This window comes from Spirosoma daeguense, assembly GCF_054776875.1.
This window is the reverse complement of sequence record NZ_BAAHBF010000005.1, coordinates 172,279-187,384: the sequence shown is the minus strand read 5'-3', so window position 1 is coordinate 187,384 and position 15,106 is coordinate 172,279. Positions and strand designations below refer to the sequence as shown.

Here is a 15,106-nt window from a genome sequence, read left to right as displayed (position 1 = left end):
CGTTTGCACAACATAAGACAAACGTTTGCGCAGGCTCCAAACGCATTTTTTTGCAGACATACACTAGCTAAATACTTGACGTTGCGTGGGTAAACCACTAATTTTCAATCACGTTCCCTTAACAAACGATACATTGAATGTATTGTTAAAGCCTGCTTAAAAATGACAACTCGTCGCTCTTTTCTACGAACTGCCGCAGTGAGTACCGCTGCTGTTCCCTTTTTGCCTTCTTTGTATAATACAAGTCTGGCTCGTGGTAATCAACCCGCCCCGCTTGATAAAGTTCGGCTGGGGTTTATTGGCGTGGGCTTACGTGGGCGAAATCATGTGCAGCAGGCCCTTTTTCGGCCTGATGTCGAAATTACGGCCATTTGTGATATTTCGACTGATGCCATCGCCAAAACGAACGCTATGATCGAGAAAGCAGGTCGTAAAACGCCAGCAGCCTATACAAAAGGCGACGAAGCTTTCAAGGAGATGCTCAAACGCGCCGATATTGACGGGGTGGTCATTGCGACGCCCTGGGAATGGCACGTACCGATGGCTGTGGCGACTATGAAAGCGGGGAAATATGCGGGTGTAGAAGTATCGGCAACCGTTACGTTGAAAGAATCGTGGGATCTGGTCGATACGTTTGAGAAAACCGGCTCGCACTGTATGATTCTGGAAAACGTCTGTTATCGTCGCGATGTTATGGCGATTCTGAATATGGTTCGTCAGGGAATGTTTGGTGAGATGACCTACGCCCACTGTGGCTATGAGCACGACCTGCGTAATATCAAATTCAACGATGGTAAAGGCCATGGAATAGGTGCCGAATTTGGTAAAAATGCGTTTTCGGAAGCAAGCTGGCGTACGCAACATTCCGTTGATCGTAACGGCGATTTATACCCAACCCACGGACTCGGCCCCGTAGCGCACTGGCTCAATATCAACCGGGGAAATCAGTTTGTACGGCTTACCTCAATGGCCACCAAAAGTCGGGGGTTACATAAGTACGTAGTGGATAAAGGTGGTGAAAATCACCCCAATGCGAAAACGAAATTCAAGCTGGGCGACGTAGTGACAACGATGGTGGAATGTGCGAATGGTGAAAATATCATGATTATTCACGACACTAATTCACCTCGCCCTTATTCGCTTGGGTTCCGGGCGCAGGGAACGCAGGGCATCTGGATGGATGATAACGATATGATTTATCTGGAAGATGCCAACGGCAAACCACTTAGCCCAAAGGCACATACGTGGGAACCGTTTGCTACGTATCAGGATAAGTACGACCATCCGCTCTGGAAACAACATGCACAGACGGCACAGAATGCTGGACACGGCGGTATCGATTTCTTCGTGCTACGTGGGTTTATCGAAGCCATTAAAAATCAGGTTGCACCGCCTATGGACGTCTACGATGCAGCCGCATGGAGTGCCATCAGTCCGCTTTCGGAAGAAAGTATCGCTAAAGGAAGCAAACCCATTGACATTCCCGATTTTACGCGGGGAAAATGGAAAACGAACAAACCCATTTTTGGGCTTACAGACGTGTATTAATTTTTTCGATCTAAATTCTCGCAGAATTCTGATTAGTACAGGTTTTATTTTCAGTTAACACTTAGGTTGGTTCATGTATGACGCGGTCAAACATATGTGGCCGCGTCATCATTTTTGACAGACGATTCGTTGGCTTACTATCTTGCCTGAAATCAACGAACGCTAGACGATTCCGCAAAGAGAAGTCACTATTAATCTGGCTTTGACATAAATTAGTACGAACGATAAAGGTGATGTATCCCAAGCCATATCTTTCTCAAAAACGATTAGGTTCGTGATACGTTACGCTTTCCTTACTGAATGAAACACAACGCTATTTCCGTCTCCACGCCCGGTCGTATATGCCTTTTTGGCGAACATCAGGATTATCTGGGTCTGCCTGTTATTGCTGCAGCCATATCATGCCGTATCCAGATTGCAGCCGAACGTATCACCGACAACTATGTCCACTTGAACCTTCCGGATATTGGTAGTCAGGAACGATTTAGCCTGAGCAAGCTGCCGTTGACGTACCAGCACGATCGTGATTATTTTCGAAGTGCCATCAACGTATTGCTACGCAACGGTTTTGAGTTTAGTGCGGGGATCGATGGTGAAGTGCGGGGACGTATTCCCATCAACGCTGGTACGTCGAGTTCGTCGGCTCTGCTGATTACATGGCTCAATGTACTGACGCAACTGGCAGATAATGCTATGGTGTTGTCTCCCAAGCGGTTAGCTGAACTGGCATACCAAGCCGAAGTGCTGGAATTTGGTGAGCCGGGTGGCATGATGGACCATTATTCGACAGCAGTAGGAGGAGTAATTTATCTCGAATCGCAACCGACTATTCATCTCGAAACGTATCATCCGCCGTTAGGTACGTTTGTGCTGGGCAACTCGCAGGACCCCAAAGATACCATTGGTATTCTGGCACGGGTGAAGCATGGTATGCTACGTATTGCCAAACAGTTAACAGCGTTGAACCCAGATTTTTCACTGCATAAAACCGACATTACAGCCATTACCGAATACAAAGACGTACTGACCAAAGACGATTATATTCTGCTGAAAGGTACGCTCTCCAATCGCGACATTCTAAGGGAAGCACTAACGGTTTTAAAAGCGGATACTACGTTGTTCGATCATGTGAAATTTGGTCGGTTACTGACTGAACATCAGGCAAATCTGCGTGATGCGCAACAGATTTCCACGCCTAAAATCAACCGGATGCTCGATGCTGCGCTGAACGCGGGAGCATTGGGTGGAAAAATCAATGGTTCGGGTGGAGGTGGCTGTATGTTTGCCTACGCCCCCGACAAAGCCGAACAGGTTGCTGAAGCAATTGAACGCGAAGGCGGTCGCGCCTACATCGTTTCGGTGGACGAAGGTACTACGTCGGAAATACGCTCTTCGCTTCAGCCCGAACAGGTCGATTAGTTGATTGTATTACAACATTTTACGTCTTCAATCGGATGAATAAATTTCTCATTGCTGGATTGCTGCTTGTTAGCGCATCGGCTACTTCACAGCCAACCCAGCGCCCGAACGTAGTGCTTATCTATGCCGACGATATTGGCTATGGCGATCTGAGTTGCTACCGGTCCGCCGGTACGGGTACATCGAACGTAAAAACGCCCAACGTCGATCGGCTGGCTAGTCAGGGCTTACGTTTTAAAAATGCTTATGCTACGTCGGCCACCTGTACACCTTCGCGTTATTCGCTCATGACAGGCGAGTATGCATGGCGACAAAAAGGAACGGGTATTGCACCGGGAAATGCTTCACTTATCATAAAACCCGGACGTAGTACGTTGCCAGGCGTATTTAAAGCGGCTGGTTATCAGACGGGTGCTGTTGGTAAATGGCATTTAGGCCTGGGTGGCCCCGAAGGCCCCGACTGGAATGGTGAGCTGAAACCCGGCCCGATGGAAGTTGGCTTTACGCATAATTACATCATGGCCGCCACCGGCGACCGCGTGCCCTGCGTATACGTAGAAGATCATCGGGTTGTGAATCTCGACCCAAAAGATCCGATTCAGGTCGATTACAAACAGAAAATCGGCAACTGGCCAACCGGAAGTGAGAATCCCGACAAGCTGAAAATGAAGCATTCGCACGGCCACGATATGACCATCGTGAACGGTGTTGGACGTATCGGCTGGATGACTGGCGGAAAAGCTGCGCTTTGGAAAGATGAGGATATGGCCGATGTATTTACAAGTCAGGCGGTTAAGTTTATTGAAAAGAATCAGAAGACTCCGTTCTTCCTGTATTTTGCCACGCACGACGTTCACGTACCGCGCGTACCGCATCCGCGATTTGTGGGCAAGAGTGGTTTAGGTGCTCGTGGTGATGCGTTGCTGGAATTTGATTGGGAAGTGGGCGAAGTCCTGAAAACGCTGGATCGGCTGGGGTTAGCCAATAATACGATTGTTATGTTATCGAGCGATAACGGCCCGGTTGTGGATGATGGCTATCAGGATCAGGCGGTGGAGAAATTGGGAAGTCACAAGCCCGCAGGACCGCTACGTGGCGGAAAGTATAGCGCATTCGAAGCGGGTACACGCGTTCCGTTGCTGGTACGTTGGCCGGGGCAGATAAAGCCCGGTGTTTCAGAAGCACCTGTCAGTCAAATTGATTTTCTGGCCGATTTTGCCGCGTTGCTGGGCCAATCGTTTAATAAAACTGACTCGCCCGATAGTGAGAATCAACTGAATGCGTTATTGGGTCGTAATCCGGCTGGCCGTTCGGTAATTGTTGAACATGCTGGTACGTTGTCGCTAGTTAAAGGCAACTGGAAGTACATCGAACCGAGTGAAGGGCCTGCTATGTCAAAAGAGACTAATACCGAACTCGGCAATAATTCGAACCCGCAACTTTACAATCTGAGCGATGACATCGGCGAGAAAAAGAACGTAGCGGCTCAGCATCCCGACCGTGTGCAACAAATGAAACAGCAACTGGATAAAATTCGACGTAAAGAACCGCAGTAGACGTTAGACGTTGAGCATTCTGGAAAATGCGATCTGTTTGCAAAGTGTTTTAGTGATTCGATGACAGCTCAGACAGCAAGATGCTATCTGAGACAACTTTATAAAGTCCTATATCTGAATGTATTATGAATTTTCGGCTGGCACTTTCAGTAATAGGTATCGCGATACTTCTTTGCGGCTTTGGTCATTCGACACCACCGTATAAACAGCAGCAAGCCAAACGACCGCCAAACATCATTCTGATTCTGATCGATGACATGGGTTCTGCCGATGTCGGTTGTTATCGACCTGCTAACTCTGCTAACCAATTACCGCCTACGCCCAACATCGACCGGCTGGCTGCCGAGGGAATTAAATTCACCAATTATTACAGTGCAGCACCCATTTGTTCGCCGTCGCGGGTGGGTCTCACAACGGGCAACGTACCGGGTAAATGGCGTATTACGTCGTTTCTCGCCGATCGGAAACACAACCGCACTTGCGAACAGGCCGATTTTCTGGATACTTCCGCTCCGTCGGTGGCACGCGAACTCAAAACAGCAGGTTATGCTACGGCGCATTTTGGTAAATGGCACATGGGCGGTGGACGCGATGTCGATAATGCGCCCGGTATTCGGCAATACGGTTTCGATGAATATGCCAGTACCTGGGAAAGTCCTGACCCTGATCCACTACTCACATCGACTGATTGGATTTGGGCGAAATCGGATAGCATAAAACGCTGGAATCGTACAGCCTACTTTGTCGACAAAACGCTCGATTTTCTGAAACGAAACCCAGACAAACCCTGCTACGTTAATCTCTGGCCCGACGATGTTCATACACCTTGGGTACCCGATGAAACAACGCTTGATGAGTTTCCGAAAGGAACCGAAAAACCCCGTGAATTCAAGACTGTTCTGGCCGAACTCGACGTGCAGATTGGTCGATTGATGGCGGGATTGAAAGCGTTGGGCGTTGATGAAAACACGCTAGTTGTATTTACGAGCGATAACGGTGCTCTGCCTACGTTTCAGGGTAATCGGTCAGGTACGTTCAGAGGCAGCAAGCTTTCACTCTACGAAGGCGGTATTCGCATGCCATTTATTGTTCGCTATCCCGCTCAAACGTCTAAAGGCAAAATTGATAATCAATCGGTGTTAAGCGCGGTCGATTTATTGCCTACGTTTGTAAGTCTAGCGGGTAAAAAAGGGATCAGTTCTCAGGCTGATGGTGAAAACAAGGCTGCCGTATTTCTAGGTAAACCTGCCGCTCGTCAGAAGCCTCTTTTCTGGGAATATGGACGTAACAACGAATCGTTTCGTTACCCGACTGGCCGCGACAAAAGCCCGAATCTGGCCATGCGCGAAGGCAACTGGAAACTGTTGGTAAACTCCGATGGTTCCGGCGCCGAACTGTATAATCTTGCTGTCGATCTATCCGAACAAACGGATGTAGCCAGTCAGAATGCCAGACAGGTAGAAGACATGCGGCAAAAATTGCTAAGCTGGCGAGCGGGGTTGGCAAAAAAGTAAAAAGAGTTATATGCCGTAACTAGGCTTCAGGAGGCTCTTTTTTCAAAGGTTGCAAAATTGCTGGTGGCACTAAATAATCTTTAGCCGTTCTTCTTCCAGATCGATTTGATACAACTGCTGACGAATCATGTCTTCGTTTATCTGTGGATCTTTATTTAGCTCGGTAAGGTATTGCCGTTGAATTTCGAGCATCTCCACAAAAATCACCTTTGTTTTTCGATTCATCCAGCTATCGTCAGACGCTTTTGCCCTGTCTTCCCACAGCTTTAAAAACTTTTCCATTCCAGCATGGCCATTAGCTTCATTTTCGTATTTAGCCTTCAAAAACTGGTATACATGCTGTTTCAACTCCTTTTTTATGCGTTGTCGGGTCAATTCTTCTGATTCTTCTTCAACCAACCCCTCAAACAATCCCGTTCGATTAATAAAATAAGGAAGCGTAAGGCCCTGCACCAATAGCGTAAGCAGGATCGTCACAAACGTAATTACCAGAATAAGGTTCCGATGTGGGAAAGGCGTACCATTGTCTAACGTAATAGGAATCGCTAAAGCCGCAGCCAGCGACACAACCCCACGCATACCTGTCCAGCCCAGTAACATAGGCATCTGCCAGCGCTGTCTGTTTGACCTGGAAAATGGCGCTACACTTGGTCGGAAAATCAACGTAGCAATCAATGCCGCATACGAGCTGATCATACGAGCTGCAATTAATACGCCTGTTACCAACACGCCATAGCTAATGGCGGTACGTAACGGAACTCCTTCAGTACGTAATCCATCGACAATTTCGGGCAGTTCCAGTCCGATAATCAGGAAAACGATACCGTTCAAAATAAAGACAAAACTTTCCCAGACGCTAAAGCTCTGGATGCGGCTGGCGCTGTTTAGAAAGATGAGTCGCTTGGCCGACATATACAGGCCACCGCTTACGATAGCCAATACGCCTGAACAGTGAAATTCTTCGGCCACCCAATACATAAAATAAGGCTCAATGAGTGTCAGGGCAATATGTGATTGCGCATCTAAGGGCAACCGTTTGTGCCCCTGAACGAAAATCCAGGCCAGAAGCAAGCCGATACCCGCACCGCCAATAACCATCCAGACAAAACTCAAGGCAGCCTGTTGCCAGACGAATTGCCCAGTACCAACCGCGACCAAAGCAAAGCGGAAAATTATGAGTGAAGAGGCATCGTTGAGCAGACTTTCGCCTTCCAGAATGGCCGATGTAGATTTGGGGATTTTGACAAATTTGGTGATGGCTCCGGTACTAACTGCATCCGGTGGTGATACGATTCCACCCAGTAAAAAGCCTAAAGCAATGGTGAATCCTGGAATAAACTGGTTAGCCACTATTGCCACCGACAAGGCACTGAAAAGCACGACCAGAAAAGCAAAACTACCAATGATCCGGTACCACCGTTTCATTTCCTTGAAAGAGATTGTCCAGGAAGCTTCGAATAGGAGTGGTGGTAAGAAAATAAAAAAGATCATGTCAGGGTCGATTCGCACCCTTGGCAATCCCGGCATGAAACTAACAAGCAGTCCGGCAACTACCAGCAGAATTGGATAAGCAATCCGTAGTTTAACTGCCCACATGTTTAGTAACACGATGGCAGCAATCATGGCAAGTAGAAACGGTAAAATGGTATGCATAAATCAGGTTGAAGCGTTTTCTAAGCAATTTTAACGCTTTATCTCTATCAATCATAACCTGCTAGTAGGCTATGAAATGCTGATTCCTGACCAAACTATATATTTTATCGTATAAATCTGATTAACTGATAATGGGTAAATCTCGTCGGCAAGCGTAATAATAAAGCCATACACTTGCGGTTATATCTGCTGTTTACGCAAAACGGTCTGGACTGAAAGCAGAAATGTCCATACTCACTACGTTATGATCCACTAACTCGCTGACAAGTTTGCCAGTTGCTGGCCCCAGACTCAGGCCCATCATGCCATGACCTGTAGCCACTACTACGTTGTCGAAACGGTTGGTTTGGCCAACGTAAGGAAGACCATCGGGCGAGCAAGGACGTAAGCCGCGCCATACTTTATCGACAACAGGCATTTCGACGTTGATATCGGGATAATAGTTATTGATCGACTGAACGATACCACGTACCCGATTCATGTTCACCGTCATATCTGTTCCGGCAACTTCGAGCGTTCCTGCGAACCGTAAATTGTTGTCCATCGGGGTAGCCGTGGCACGGGACTCGAGCATGATGGCTGGAATACGCACGTTATTCGGTACGTTACGTAGCATAAAACTATAGCCTTTACCGCCTTGCATCGAGAGGTTGATTCCCAGAGAACGCGCAATATCCGGCGACCAGGCTCCTCCCGCAATAACTGCTACGTCGACAGGAAATGAGCCTTGCTCGGTACGTATCGACGTAATACGTGATGCAGATTTCTCGAAACCTGTTACCGTCTGCTTTTCCAGAATCTGAACCCCCTGTTTACGAAGATAGGCAACCAGCGAATGCACCAGTTCGCCGGGGTTAACGTGCGCATCGCCCGGAAACCAGATGCCGCCCCGAACATCGACCCGCGTATTGGGTTCGCGTTCCTGTACTTCCTGTCCGTTAAAAATGCGGGCTTCAATACCCGCTCGATTTGCTACGTCGGCTTCTTCGGCCATTTCGTGTTCAGCCGACGCCGTTTTATAGAGCATAAAAAGACCCCGTTCCTGCCACTCGAATGTCAGATCGCCGTTGGCCGCCAAATCCTGATAAAGATTTTTGCTCAGTAAACTCAGATCACGTAGCACCGGAATCGACCGCTCGACATGTTCGGGGGTTGAATGTTGGTAAAACAACCATCCCCAGCGCATTAGGTCGGCATTGAGTCGGGGCCTAACGTAGAACGGGCTAGTTGATTTCAGCATCCAGCGCAACCCCTTAGCAATCATACCCGGTTGCGCTAATGGAATAATGTGGCTCGGCACAATCATACCGGCATTGCCAAACGAGCAGCCATCGGCAATAAAATCCTGATCGAAAACAGTTACCCGATGACCAGCTTTGTGCAGATAATAAGCGGAGCAAAGTCCAACAATACCACCGCCAACAATACCAACGTGTGACATATTTTAAAGAGCGAAAGAATGAAAGAGCAAAAGAGCGAATTGAGTCACCGAAGCGAACGAAAGAGCGATCTTCATAGTCAGTAATCGCTCTTTCATTCTTTCGCTCTTTCACTCATTAAATGACCTGAAAACCGTGAACGTAGGGGTCGTCGTCGTCCAGAATGAGGTGGTTGTAACCGTGAATTCGAGCCCAGCCTTCGATGCTCGGAACAATAGCCGGTTTGCCTGCCAGTTCGGTTTCGGCCTCGATACGTCCGTTGAAAATAGAGCCGATAATGCTTTCGTGCACAAACACATCGCCCGGTTTTAGCAACCCTTTGGCGTAGCGTTGCGCCATTCGGGCCGATGTTCCGGTTCCGCAGGGCGAACGGTCGATGGCTTTGTCGCCGTAGAATACAGCGTTACGTGCCGTTGATGTTTCTTTGAGCGGTTTTCCGGTCCAGAGAATATGGCTAAGTCCGTTGATCGTCGGGTTTTCGGGATGAATAAACGTGTATTGTTCATTCATCCGCTGACGCATTACACGTGCCCAGGCAACAAGTTGTTCGGCTTTGTAATGTTCCAGTCCGGGAAAATTGGCTTGTGGGTCGACAATGGCGTAAAAGTTACCCCCATATGCTACGTCGACAGTAAGTGTACCCAAATCCGGACATTCGACGGTTAGATTTTCAGCAGCCAGATACGATTTTATATTGGTAATCTTCACCGACGTCACCTTTTTGCCTTCCTGCACGTATTCAGCCCGAACCAGTCCGGCGGGTACTTCCAGATTGAGCAGACCGGGCGTTTTTGGCCGAATCAGATTCTGCTCAATCGCGACCGTTACGGTACCAATCGTGCCATGACCGCACATCGGCAAACAGCCCGATGTTTCGATGAACAGCACGCCCGCATCGTTAGCCGGATCGGTGGGTGGATACAAAATACTTCCCGACATCATATCGTGGCCGCGTGGCTCGAACATGAGGCCGGTGCGTATCCAGTCATATTCACGAAGAAAATGCTGGCGCTTTTCGCTCATATTCGCTCCCTGCAAAAACGGAATACTACCGCCCGTAACTACCCGAACCGGATTGCCACAGGTATGTGCATCGATACAGAAAAAATGATAGTCACCCATGATTTAAAGAGTGAAAGCGCGAAAGAGCAAAAGAATGATTCGTACTACGTTCACTCCTGCACTCTTTCGCTCTTTATACTAATACAGGTCGTTTTGCGAGTGCTGTTTCGATGATGTTCAGAACCTGCTCGCGTTCGGTGCCGATGAGTGGTAAACGGGGAGCACGTACATATTCCGAGCCGATGCCGGTGGCGGTAGCAGCCAGTTTGATGTATTGTACCAGTTTAGGATGAATGTCGAGTTCGAGCAGAGGCATGAACCAACGGTAAATTTCGAGTGCTTCGGCGATCTGCCCGGCTTTTGCCAGATCAAAAATCGCTACGGTTTCCTGCGGGAACGCATCGACCAGACCACCAACCCAGCCATCGCAGCCGAGCAATAACGCTTCCAGTGCCAACGTATCAACTCCGCCCATCAGCTTAAAACGGTCGCCAAAAGCGTTGCGCATTCGCGTTACGTTGGTCAGGTCACGGGTGGATTCTTTAACCGCCTGAATGTTTGGTAATTCGGCCAATTCCTCAAACATGGCTACGGTGGTCATGATTTTATAATCGTATGGATTATTGTAAATCATGATGGGCAATGATGTTTCCTTTGCTATGGCTTTAAAGAACGTAACGGTTTCGCGGGAGTCGGCTGGGTAGCGCATAGGCGGTAACAGCATCAGGCCGTCGGCGCCGTTGGCTTCGGCTTCCTGCGCGCAAACGATAGCCTGTTTCGTTGCCTGCTCCGCAATATTGATTAATACGGGCACTTTTCCATCCGAAACGGCCAGTCCCGACTTGAGTAAATCGATTTTTTCGGTGTTGAGCAACGTACTGGCTTCGCCCAGCGAACCACCAATAATAAACCCATGCACACCAGCGTCGAGCTGTGCGTTCAGATTCTTCTCGAAAAGGGGTAAGTCGAGCTGATCATCAGCCGTAAAAGGGGTCAGAAGTGCCGGATAAACACCTTCCCAACGAACAGAAACATTCATAGCAGTTTGTACAGGTTTTTGATGTTGCGATGTTACCGTAAAAGTAAAGGCTGTTCTACTAAATGGCTCTTCTGAAATTAGTAAATACTGGTACTATTTTCACTAGATTTGTAAACGTAGCAAAAGTAATACGTCAAAAAGGTATTGAATGAAGGCCTTATTATTCAAAGTACCAACTATTGATGAGCGGTCGTTTCGCGTTGAAAAATATAGTTTTCCGCACTTTTACGGACATTTACATTTTCACCCCGAAATTCAATTAACCCTGATTCAGGAAGGAGTCGGTACGTTGATTGCGGGGGATAAACTAGATCGCTTCGGCCGAAATGATGTATTGATGCTTGGGTCGAATCTGCCGCACGTACTACGTAGTGACCCCGATTATTTTCGGCCTGATACAGACCAACGTTCAACGTCGGTTTCGGTATTGTTTCGCCCCGAATATCTGGAATCAACCCTTTTAAATCTCCCCGAAACCCGTCATTTGCAGCAACTGCTTCGCGAAGCACAGCATGGTATTCGATTTCGTTGTCCAGAAGGGCATTGGCTGGCCGGGCAGTTTGATACGTTATCGGCAGAACGACCGTTTAACCAGTTGCTTTCGTTATTGACGATTCTGGATTTTCTGTCGACCAGCACGAACCGTGAACTACTGTCGGCTACCGCTTTTGAGCATCCCCAACGACCGGAAGATCATCAGCGGCTCGAGCGGGTGTTTTCTTATGTTCTGGAGAATTACCACACGCCAATTTCGCTGGATGATGTAGCCAACGTAGCCAATCTGACTTCTGGCGCATTTTGCCGATTCTTTCGTCAGCATACCCGCAAAACCTTTTCAACGTTGCTGAACGAGGTACGTGTGGAGCATGCCTGTCGTTACCTGCGGGAGTCCAAACTAAGCATTAGCCAGATTGCCTTTTCGTGTGGCTATACCAATCTGTCGAACTTCAACCGTAAGTTTAAGGAAATCACGGGCATGGCACCCAGTGAGTATATCCGTAGTTATACAAATCTGGTTCGGTAAGGACTATCTAAAAAAACGGCGGACATTCTGTCCGCCGTAGTGACTTTACTTTTATGTAGATTAATCCTGTGCTATGGTTGAAGCTGATAAAATTGCTCCTGACCGTAAACGAGCCACGCGAATGCCTGACAGCCGTTTATGCAGTTGTACGTAATCAGTAATTGGGTAGGGCGAAATAACCACCTCGCCCTGATCTGACGATGCATGCATAAGATACATCCGCCCGTTAGGCTGACGAACGGCGATACCGACGTGTTTCATATCCAGGCCCGGACGAGCGGCTGTCAGCATTACAATATCACCTTCACGTAACTGGCTTTCTGCCTGACGGATGTTTTTCGTCGGAATAAACGAAAACGATTGCTGACTTAAGGAAGCTTCGGTAAGTGCCACCTGTTTATAGATAGCCGGATCACGTAGCGGCTGGTATTTATATGTAGCCGACGTCATATAGGAAATGGGCTTGGCAACGGACAGACTACCCGGTAACTCGCCAGTTACGTCAATAATCAGCCCTTTACGTTCGTTGTTGCGTAGCCAGTCTGAAAAATAATGCAAACGGCTGGCATAGCCATCGATACGTCCGTCACGATAGCGAAGCTTCGTCAGGTATTTACGATACGTTTGCTCCTGTACAGGCTGACGCTGCCGATCGTTTACGTCATGCCATGCCAGCGTAAGTGCCAGTACAGTCTCGAGATACGTAGTGCAGTCAAACTCGCGCAGATTTGTTACCAGTTGTTCGGTAGGCTGGTTGTCGAGCGTGTGGGGTACATACGGATAACCCAGAAATTTTTTGCCGAAGCTAACCGCTGTTTCGGCAGGTGTTTTACTGCCAACCAAGCTCAATGACTGAAGCGACGTGACACCATCCTGTGCCCACAGGATAGAGGGTATCAGCAGCAGAAAAAGTGCCGTGTAGAGTTTTTGCATAGTTTGGTGGGTTTCTCGTGCACAACCTATAGACTGCCAAAAACACGAAAAGTACCACTAAACTACAATTTAATTTCCAGCACCCATGCGCTACGTGGATGAAGTAATAGCGGAACCCCCGCCGATCCTACACTTTCTATAACTGTATCAGTCAGGAAAATGTCTGTAAATCGGTACGCTCGGCTGGGTTCGAGCTGCATGGCATCAAACGCTCCCGACGGAATATGGATGGTTGTGTCGTAGGTATATTGATTTGAGAAATTACAGACGATCAAAAGTTTCTGACGGTCGGTGAAACGCAGATAGCTATAAATCTGGTGAGCGTCATAACCTGCACTTTGTCCATTATCGTTTACGTACTGCAAATCGTAGAAATAACCATTCTGAATTGCGTCGGACCCGTTGACCAGATGATTCAATTGCTGATAAAAGGAACGTAGCGACCGTTGTTCATCTGTGAGTTCGGCACCATCGAAACGTCCTTCGTTAATCCAGCCCTGCCAGTCGGATAAACCCCAATAATCGAAAATGGTAGTACGTCCATCGTCGCCACTGAACCCTTCACTACCTTCTGCCCGTACGCCCACTTCCTGCCCAAAATAAAGAAGCACCGGTCCTGTATGCATCGTTGCCGTAAGCGTCATGCCGGGTATGGCCGCCCAGGGGTCGTTTGCGAAAAAACGCGATGCAATACGTTGTTCGTCGTGGTTTTCCAGAAACCGAAGCATGTGTTGAGCGAAATCGCCGGATTCCCGTTGCCACACTTGCGTAAGTTTATAACAGGAACCGTGCCCTTCCATTAACTCACGGACTGCATCATATAGCCCCACTTTATCGTACAGGTAATCGAACCCACCTTCAAAAATAAACGACCGATACAGACCCGGATCGTAAATCTCGGCAATGAAAATAAGATTAGGATACCGTTGTTTTACCTGCCGAATCGCCCAATTCCAGAATGCAATCGGCACCATGTGCGCCATATCACAGCGGAACCCATCGACCCCTTTCGCCGACCAGAATAGCAGAATATCGAGCATCTGGTGCCACGTAGCCGGAATTGGGTCGAAGTGGTTACTCCAGTCGTGCAGGTTGATGCCGTAGTTGAGCTTTATCGTCTCGTACCAGTCGTTCTGGTCGGGCGTGGCCGTAATGGAGCCGCTTCCCGTAACTTTTGCCGGAAATTCGTGTAACGTAGCGGCTGATACGTTGCCCGGCGAGCCACCGGGAGCCACAAAGGTTTCGCCCGGCAGGTAATAAAAATTGTTGTTCGGCGAGAAGCTCACCGACGTATCATCGTTCTGTCCCAAATCTACTACGTTGGCAGGTTTTACGTCAGAATGATACTGACGTGCTACGTGGTTTGGTATAAAATCGATGATGACTTTTAGCCCGTGCGCGTGCGAACGATGTACCAGCGCGTCAAATTCAGCCATCCGGTCGGGCACACTAACTGCCAGATCAGGATCAACGTCGTAATAATCTTTTACGGCATACGGCGAACCTGCCCGTCCTTTTACTACTGCCGGATCATCGGGGCGAATACCAAAGGCCGAATAATCCGTCTGGGTGGCATGCTCCAGAATGCCCGTAAACCAGACATGTGTTGCCCCAAACTGACGAATGGCCTGTAGTGCTTCAGCGTTGATATCGTTGAATTTACCGACGCCATTTTCATCGCGGCTTCCGTTCCAGCGATTGGTTGTATTCTGATTCCCAAAAAGGCGGGTAAAAATCTGATAGATAATTAATTTGTCGATTACCGGGGCAGCAGATGACGTGTACATAGTTCCAGATTTGATTTTTAAAGAGCGAAAGAGTGAATGAGTGAATGAGCGATTGAGCCTGACGGATGGCCGCTCTTTCACTCATTCACTCTTTCGCTCTTTAAATTCTCGACGCAAAACTATGGCCTTTTT

The 15,106-nt window shown here is 48.3% G+C and carries 11 protein-coding genes; 5 read left to right on the top strand and 6 right to left on the bottom strand.

Annotated features, from left to right (window positions below):
• Positions 1-162: 162 nt before the first annotated feature.
• The 4 genes from ACYVD4_RS17170 (at position 163) to ACYVD4_RS17155 (ending at position 6,037) form a co-directional block, all read left to right on the top strand.
• Positions 163-1,548 (top strand): Gfo/Idh/MocA family protein, encoded by a 1,386-nt coding sequence (locus ACYVD4_RS17170; protein ID WP_460947876.1) that lies wholly within the window; start codon positions 163-165, stop codon positions 1,546-1,548.
• 300 nt (positions 1,549-1,848) lie between these two features.
• A complete protein-coding gene (locus ACYVD4_RS17165; protein ID WP_460947874.1) occupies positions 1,849-2,967 on the top strand; it encodes a GHMP family kinase ATP-binding protein in 1,119 nt (372 codons plus the stop codon).
• Positions 2,968-3,002: 35 nt separating this feature from the next.
• The gene (locus tag ACYVD4_RS17160; RefSeq protein WP_460947872.1) at positions 3,003-4,523 is read left to right on the top strand and encodes a sulfatase family protein; all 1,521 of its coding nucleotides are present in this window, start codon (positions 3,003-3,005) and stop codon (positions 4,521-4,523) included.
• Positions 4,524-4,648: 125 nt separating this feature from the next.
• Positions 4,649-6,037, top strand: coding sequence for a sulfatase-like hydrolase/transferase (locus ACYVD4_RS17155; RefSeq protein ID WP_460947870.1), 1,389 nt, complete (start codon positions 4,649-4,651; stop codon positions 6,035-6,037).
• Between the two features lie 69 nt (positions 6,038-6,106).
• On the opposite strand, the gene ACYVD4_RS17150 is transcribed toward ACYVD4_RS17155, so the two are convergent.
• From ACYVD4_RS17150 to ACYVD4_RS17135, 4 genes are all read right to left on the bottom strand, one after another.
• Complete coding sequence (locus ACYVD4_RS17150) at positions 6,107-7,690, bottom strand: Na+/H+ antiporter (RefSeq protein ID WP_460947868.1); 1,584 nt, start codon at positions 7,688-7,690, stop codon at positions 6,107-6,109.
• Positions 7,691-7,883: 193 nt separating this feature from the next.
• A complete protein-coding gene (locus ACYVD4_RS17145) occupies positions 7,884-9,131 on the bottom strand; it encodes an NAD(P)/FAD-dependent oxidoreductase (protein ID WP_460947866.1) in 1,248 nt (415 codons plus the stop codon).
• 115 nt (positions 9,132-9,246) lie between these two features.
• On the bottom strand, positions 9,247-10,251 hold the full coding sequence (locus ACYVD4_RS17140; RefSeq protein WP_460947863.1) for a 4-hydroxyproline epimerase: 1,005 nt from the start codon (positions 10,249-10,251) through the stop codon (positions 9,247-9,249).
• Between the two features lie 73 nt (positions 10,252-10,324).
• Entirely contained in the window at positions 10,325-11,230 is a 906-nt protein-coding gene (locus ACYVD4_RS17135; RefSeq protein WP_460947861.1) for a dihydrodipicolinate synthase family protein, read from the bottom strand.
• 148 nt (positions 11,231-11,378) lie between these two features.
• On the opposite strand from ACYVD4_RS17135, the gene ACYVD4_RS17130 reads away from it, so the two are divergent.
• Positions 11,379-12,254, top strand: a complete 876-nt coding sequence (locus ACYVD4_RS17130; protein ID WP_460947859.1) for a helix-turn-helix transcriptional regulator — start codon at positions 11,379-11,381, stop codon at positions 12,252-12,254.
• A 60-nt stretch (positions 12,255-12,314) separates the two neighbouring features.
• Here the strand turns inward: ACYVD4_RS17130 and ACYVD4_RS17125 are convergent, their stop codons facing one another.
• Together ACYVD4_RS17125 and ACYVD4_RS17120 are read right to left on the bottom strand one after the other, a co-directional pair.
• Positions 12,315-13,187: an N-acetylmuramoyl-L-alanine amidase-like domain-containing protein gene (locus ACYVD4_RS17125; protein WP_460947857.1), complete on the bottom strand. Its 873-nt coding sequence runs from the start codon at positions 13,185-13,187 to the stop codon at positions 12,315-12,317.
• A gap of 62 nt (positions 13,188-13,249) precedes the next feature.
• Positions 13,250-14,974 carry an alpha-amylase family protein gene (locus ACYVD4_RS17120; protein WP_460947855.1) on the bottom strand — a complete coding sequence of 575 codons (1,725 nt, stop codon included), beginning with the start codon at positions 14,972-14,974 and terminating at the stop codon, positions 13,250-13,252.
• Positions 14,975-15,106: the final 132 nt, after the last annotated feature.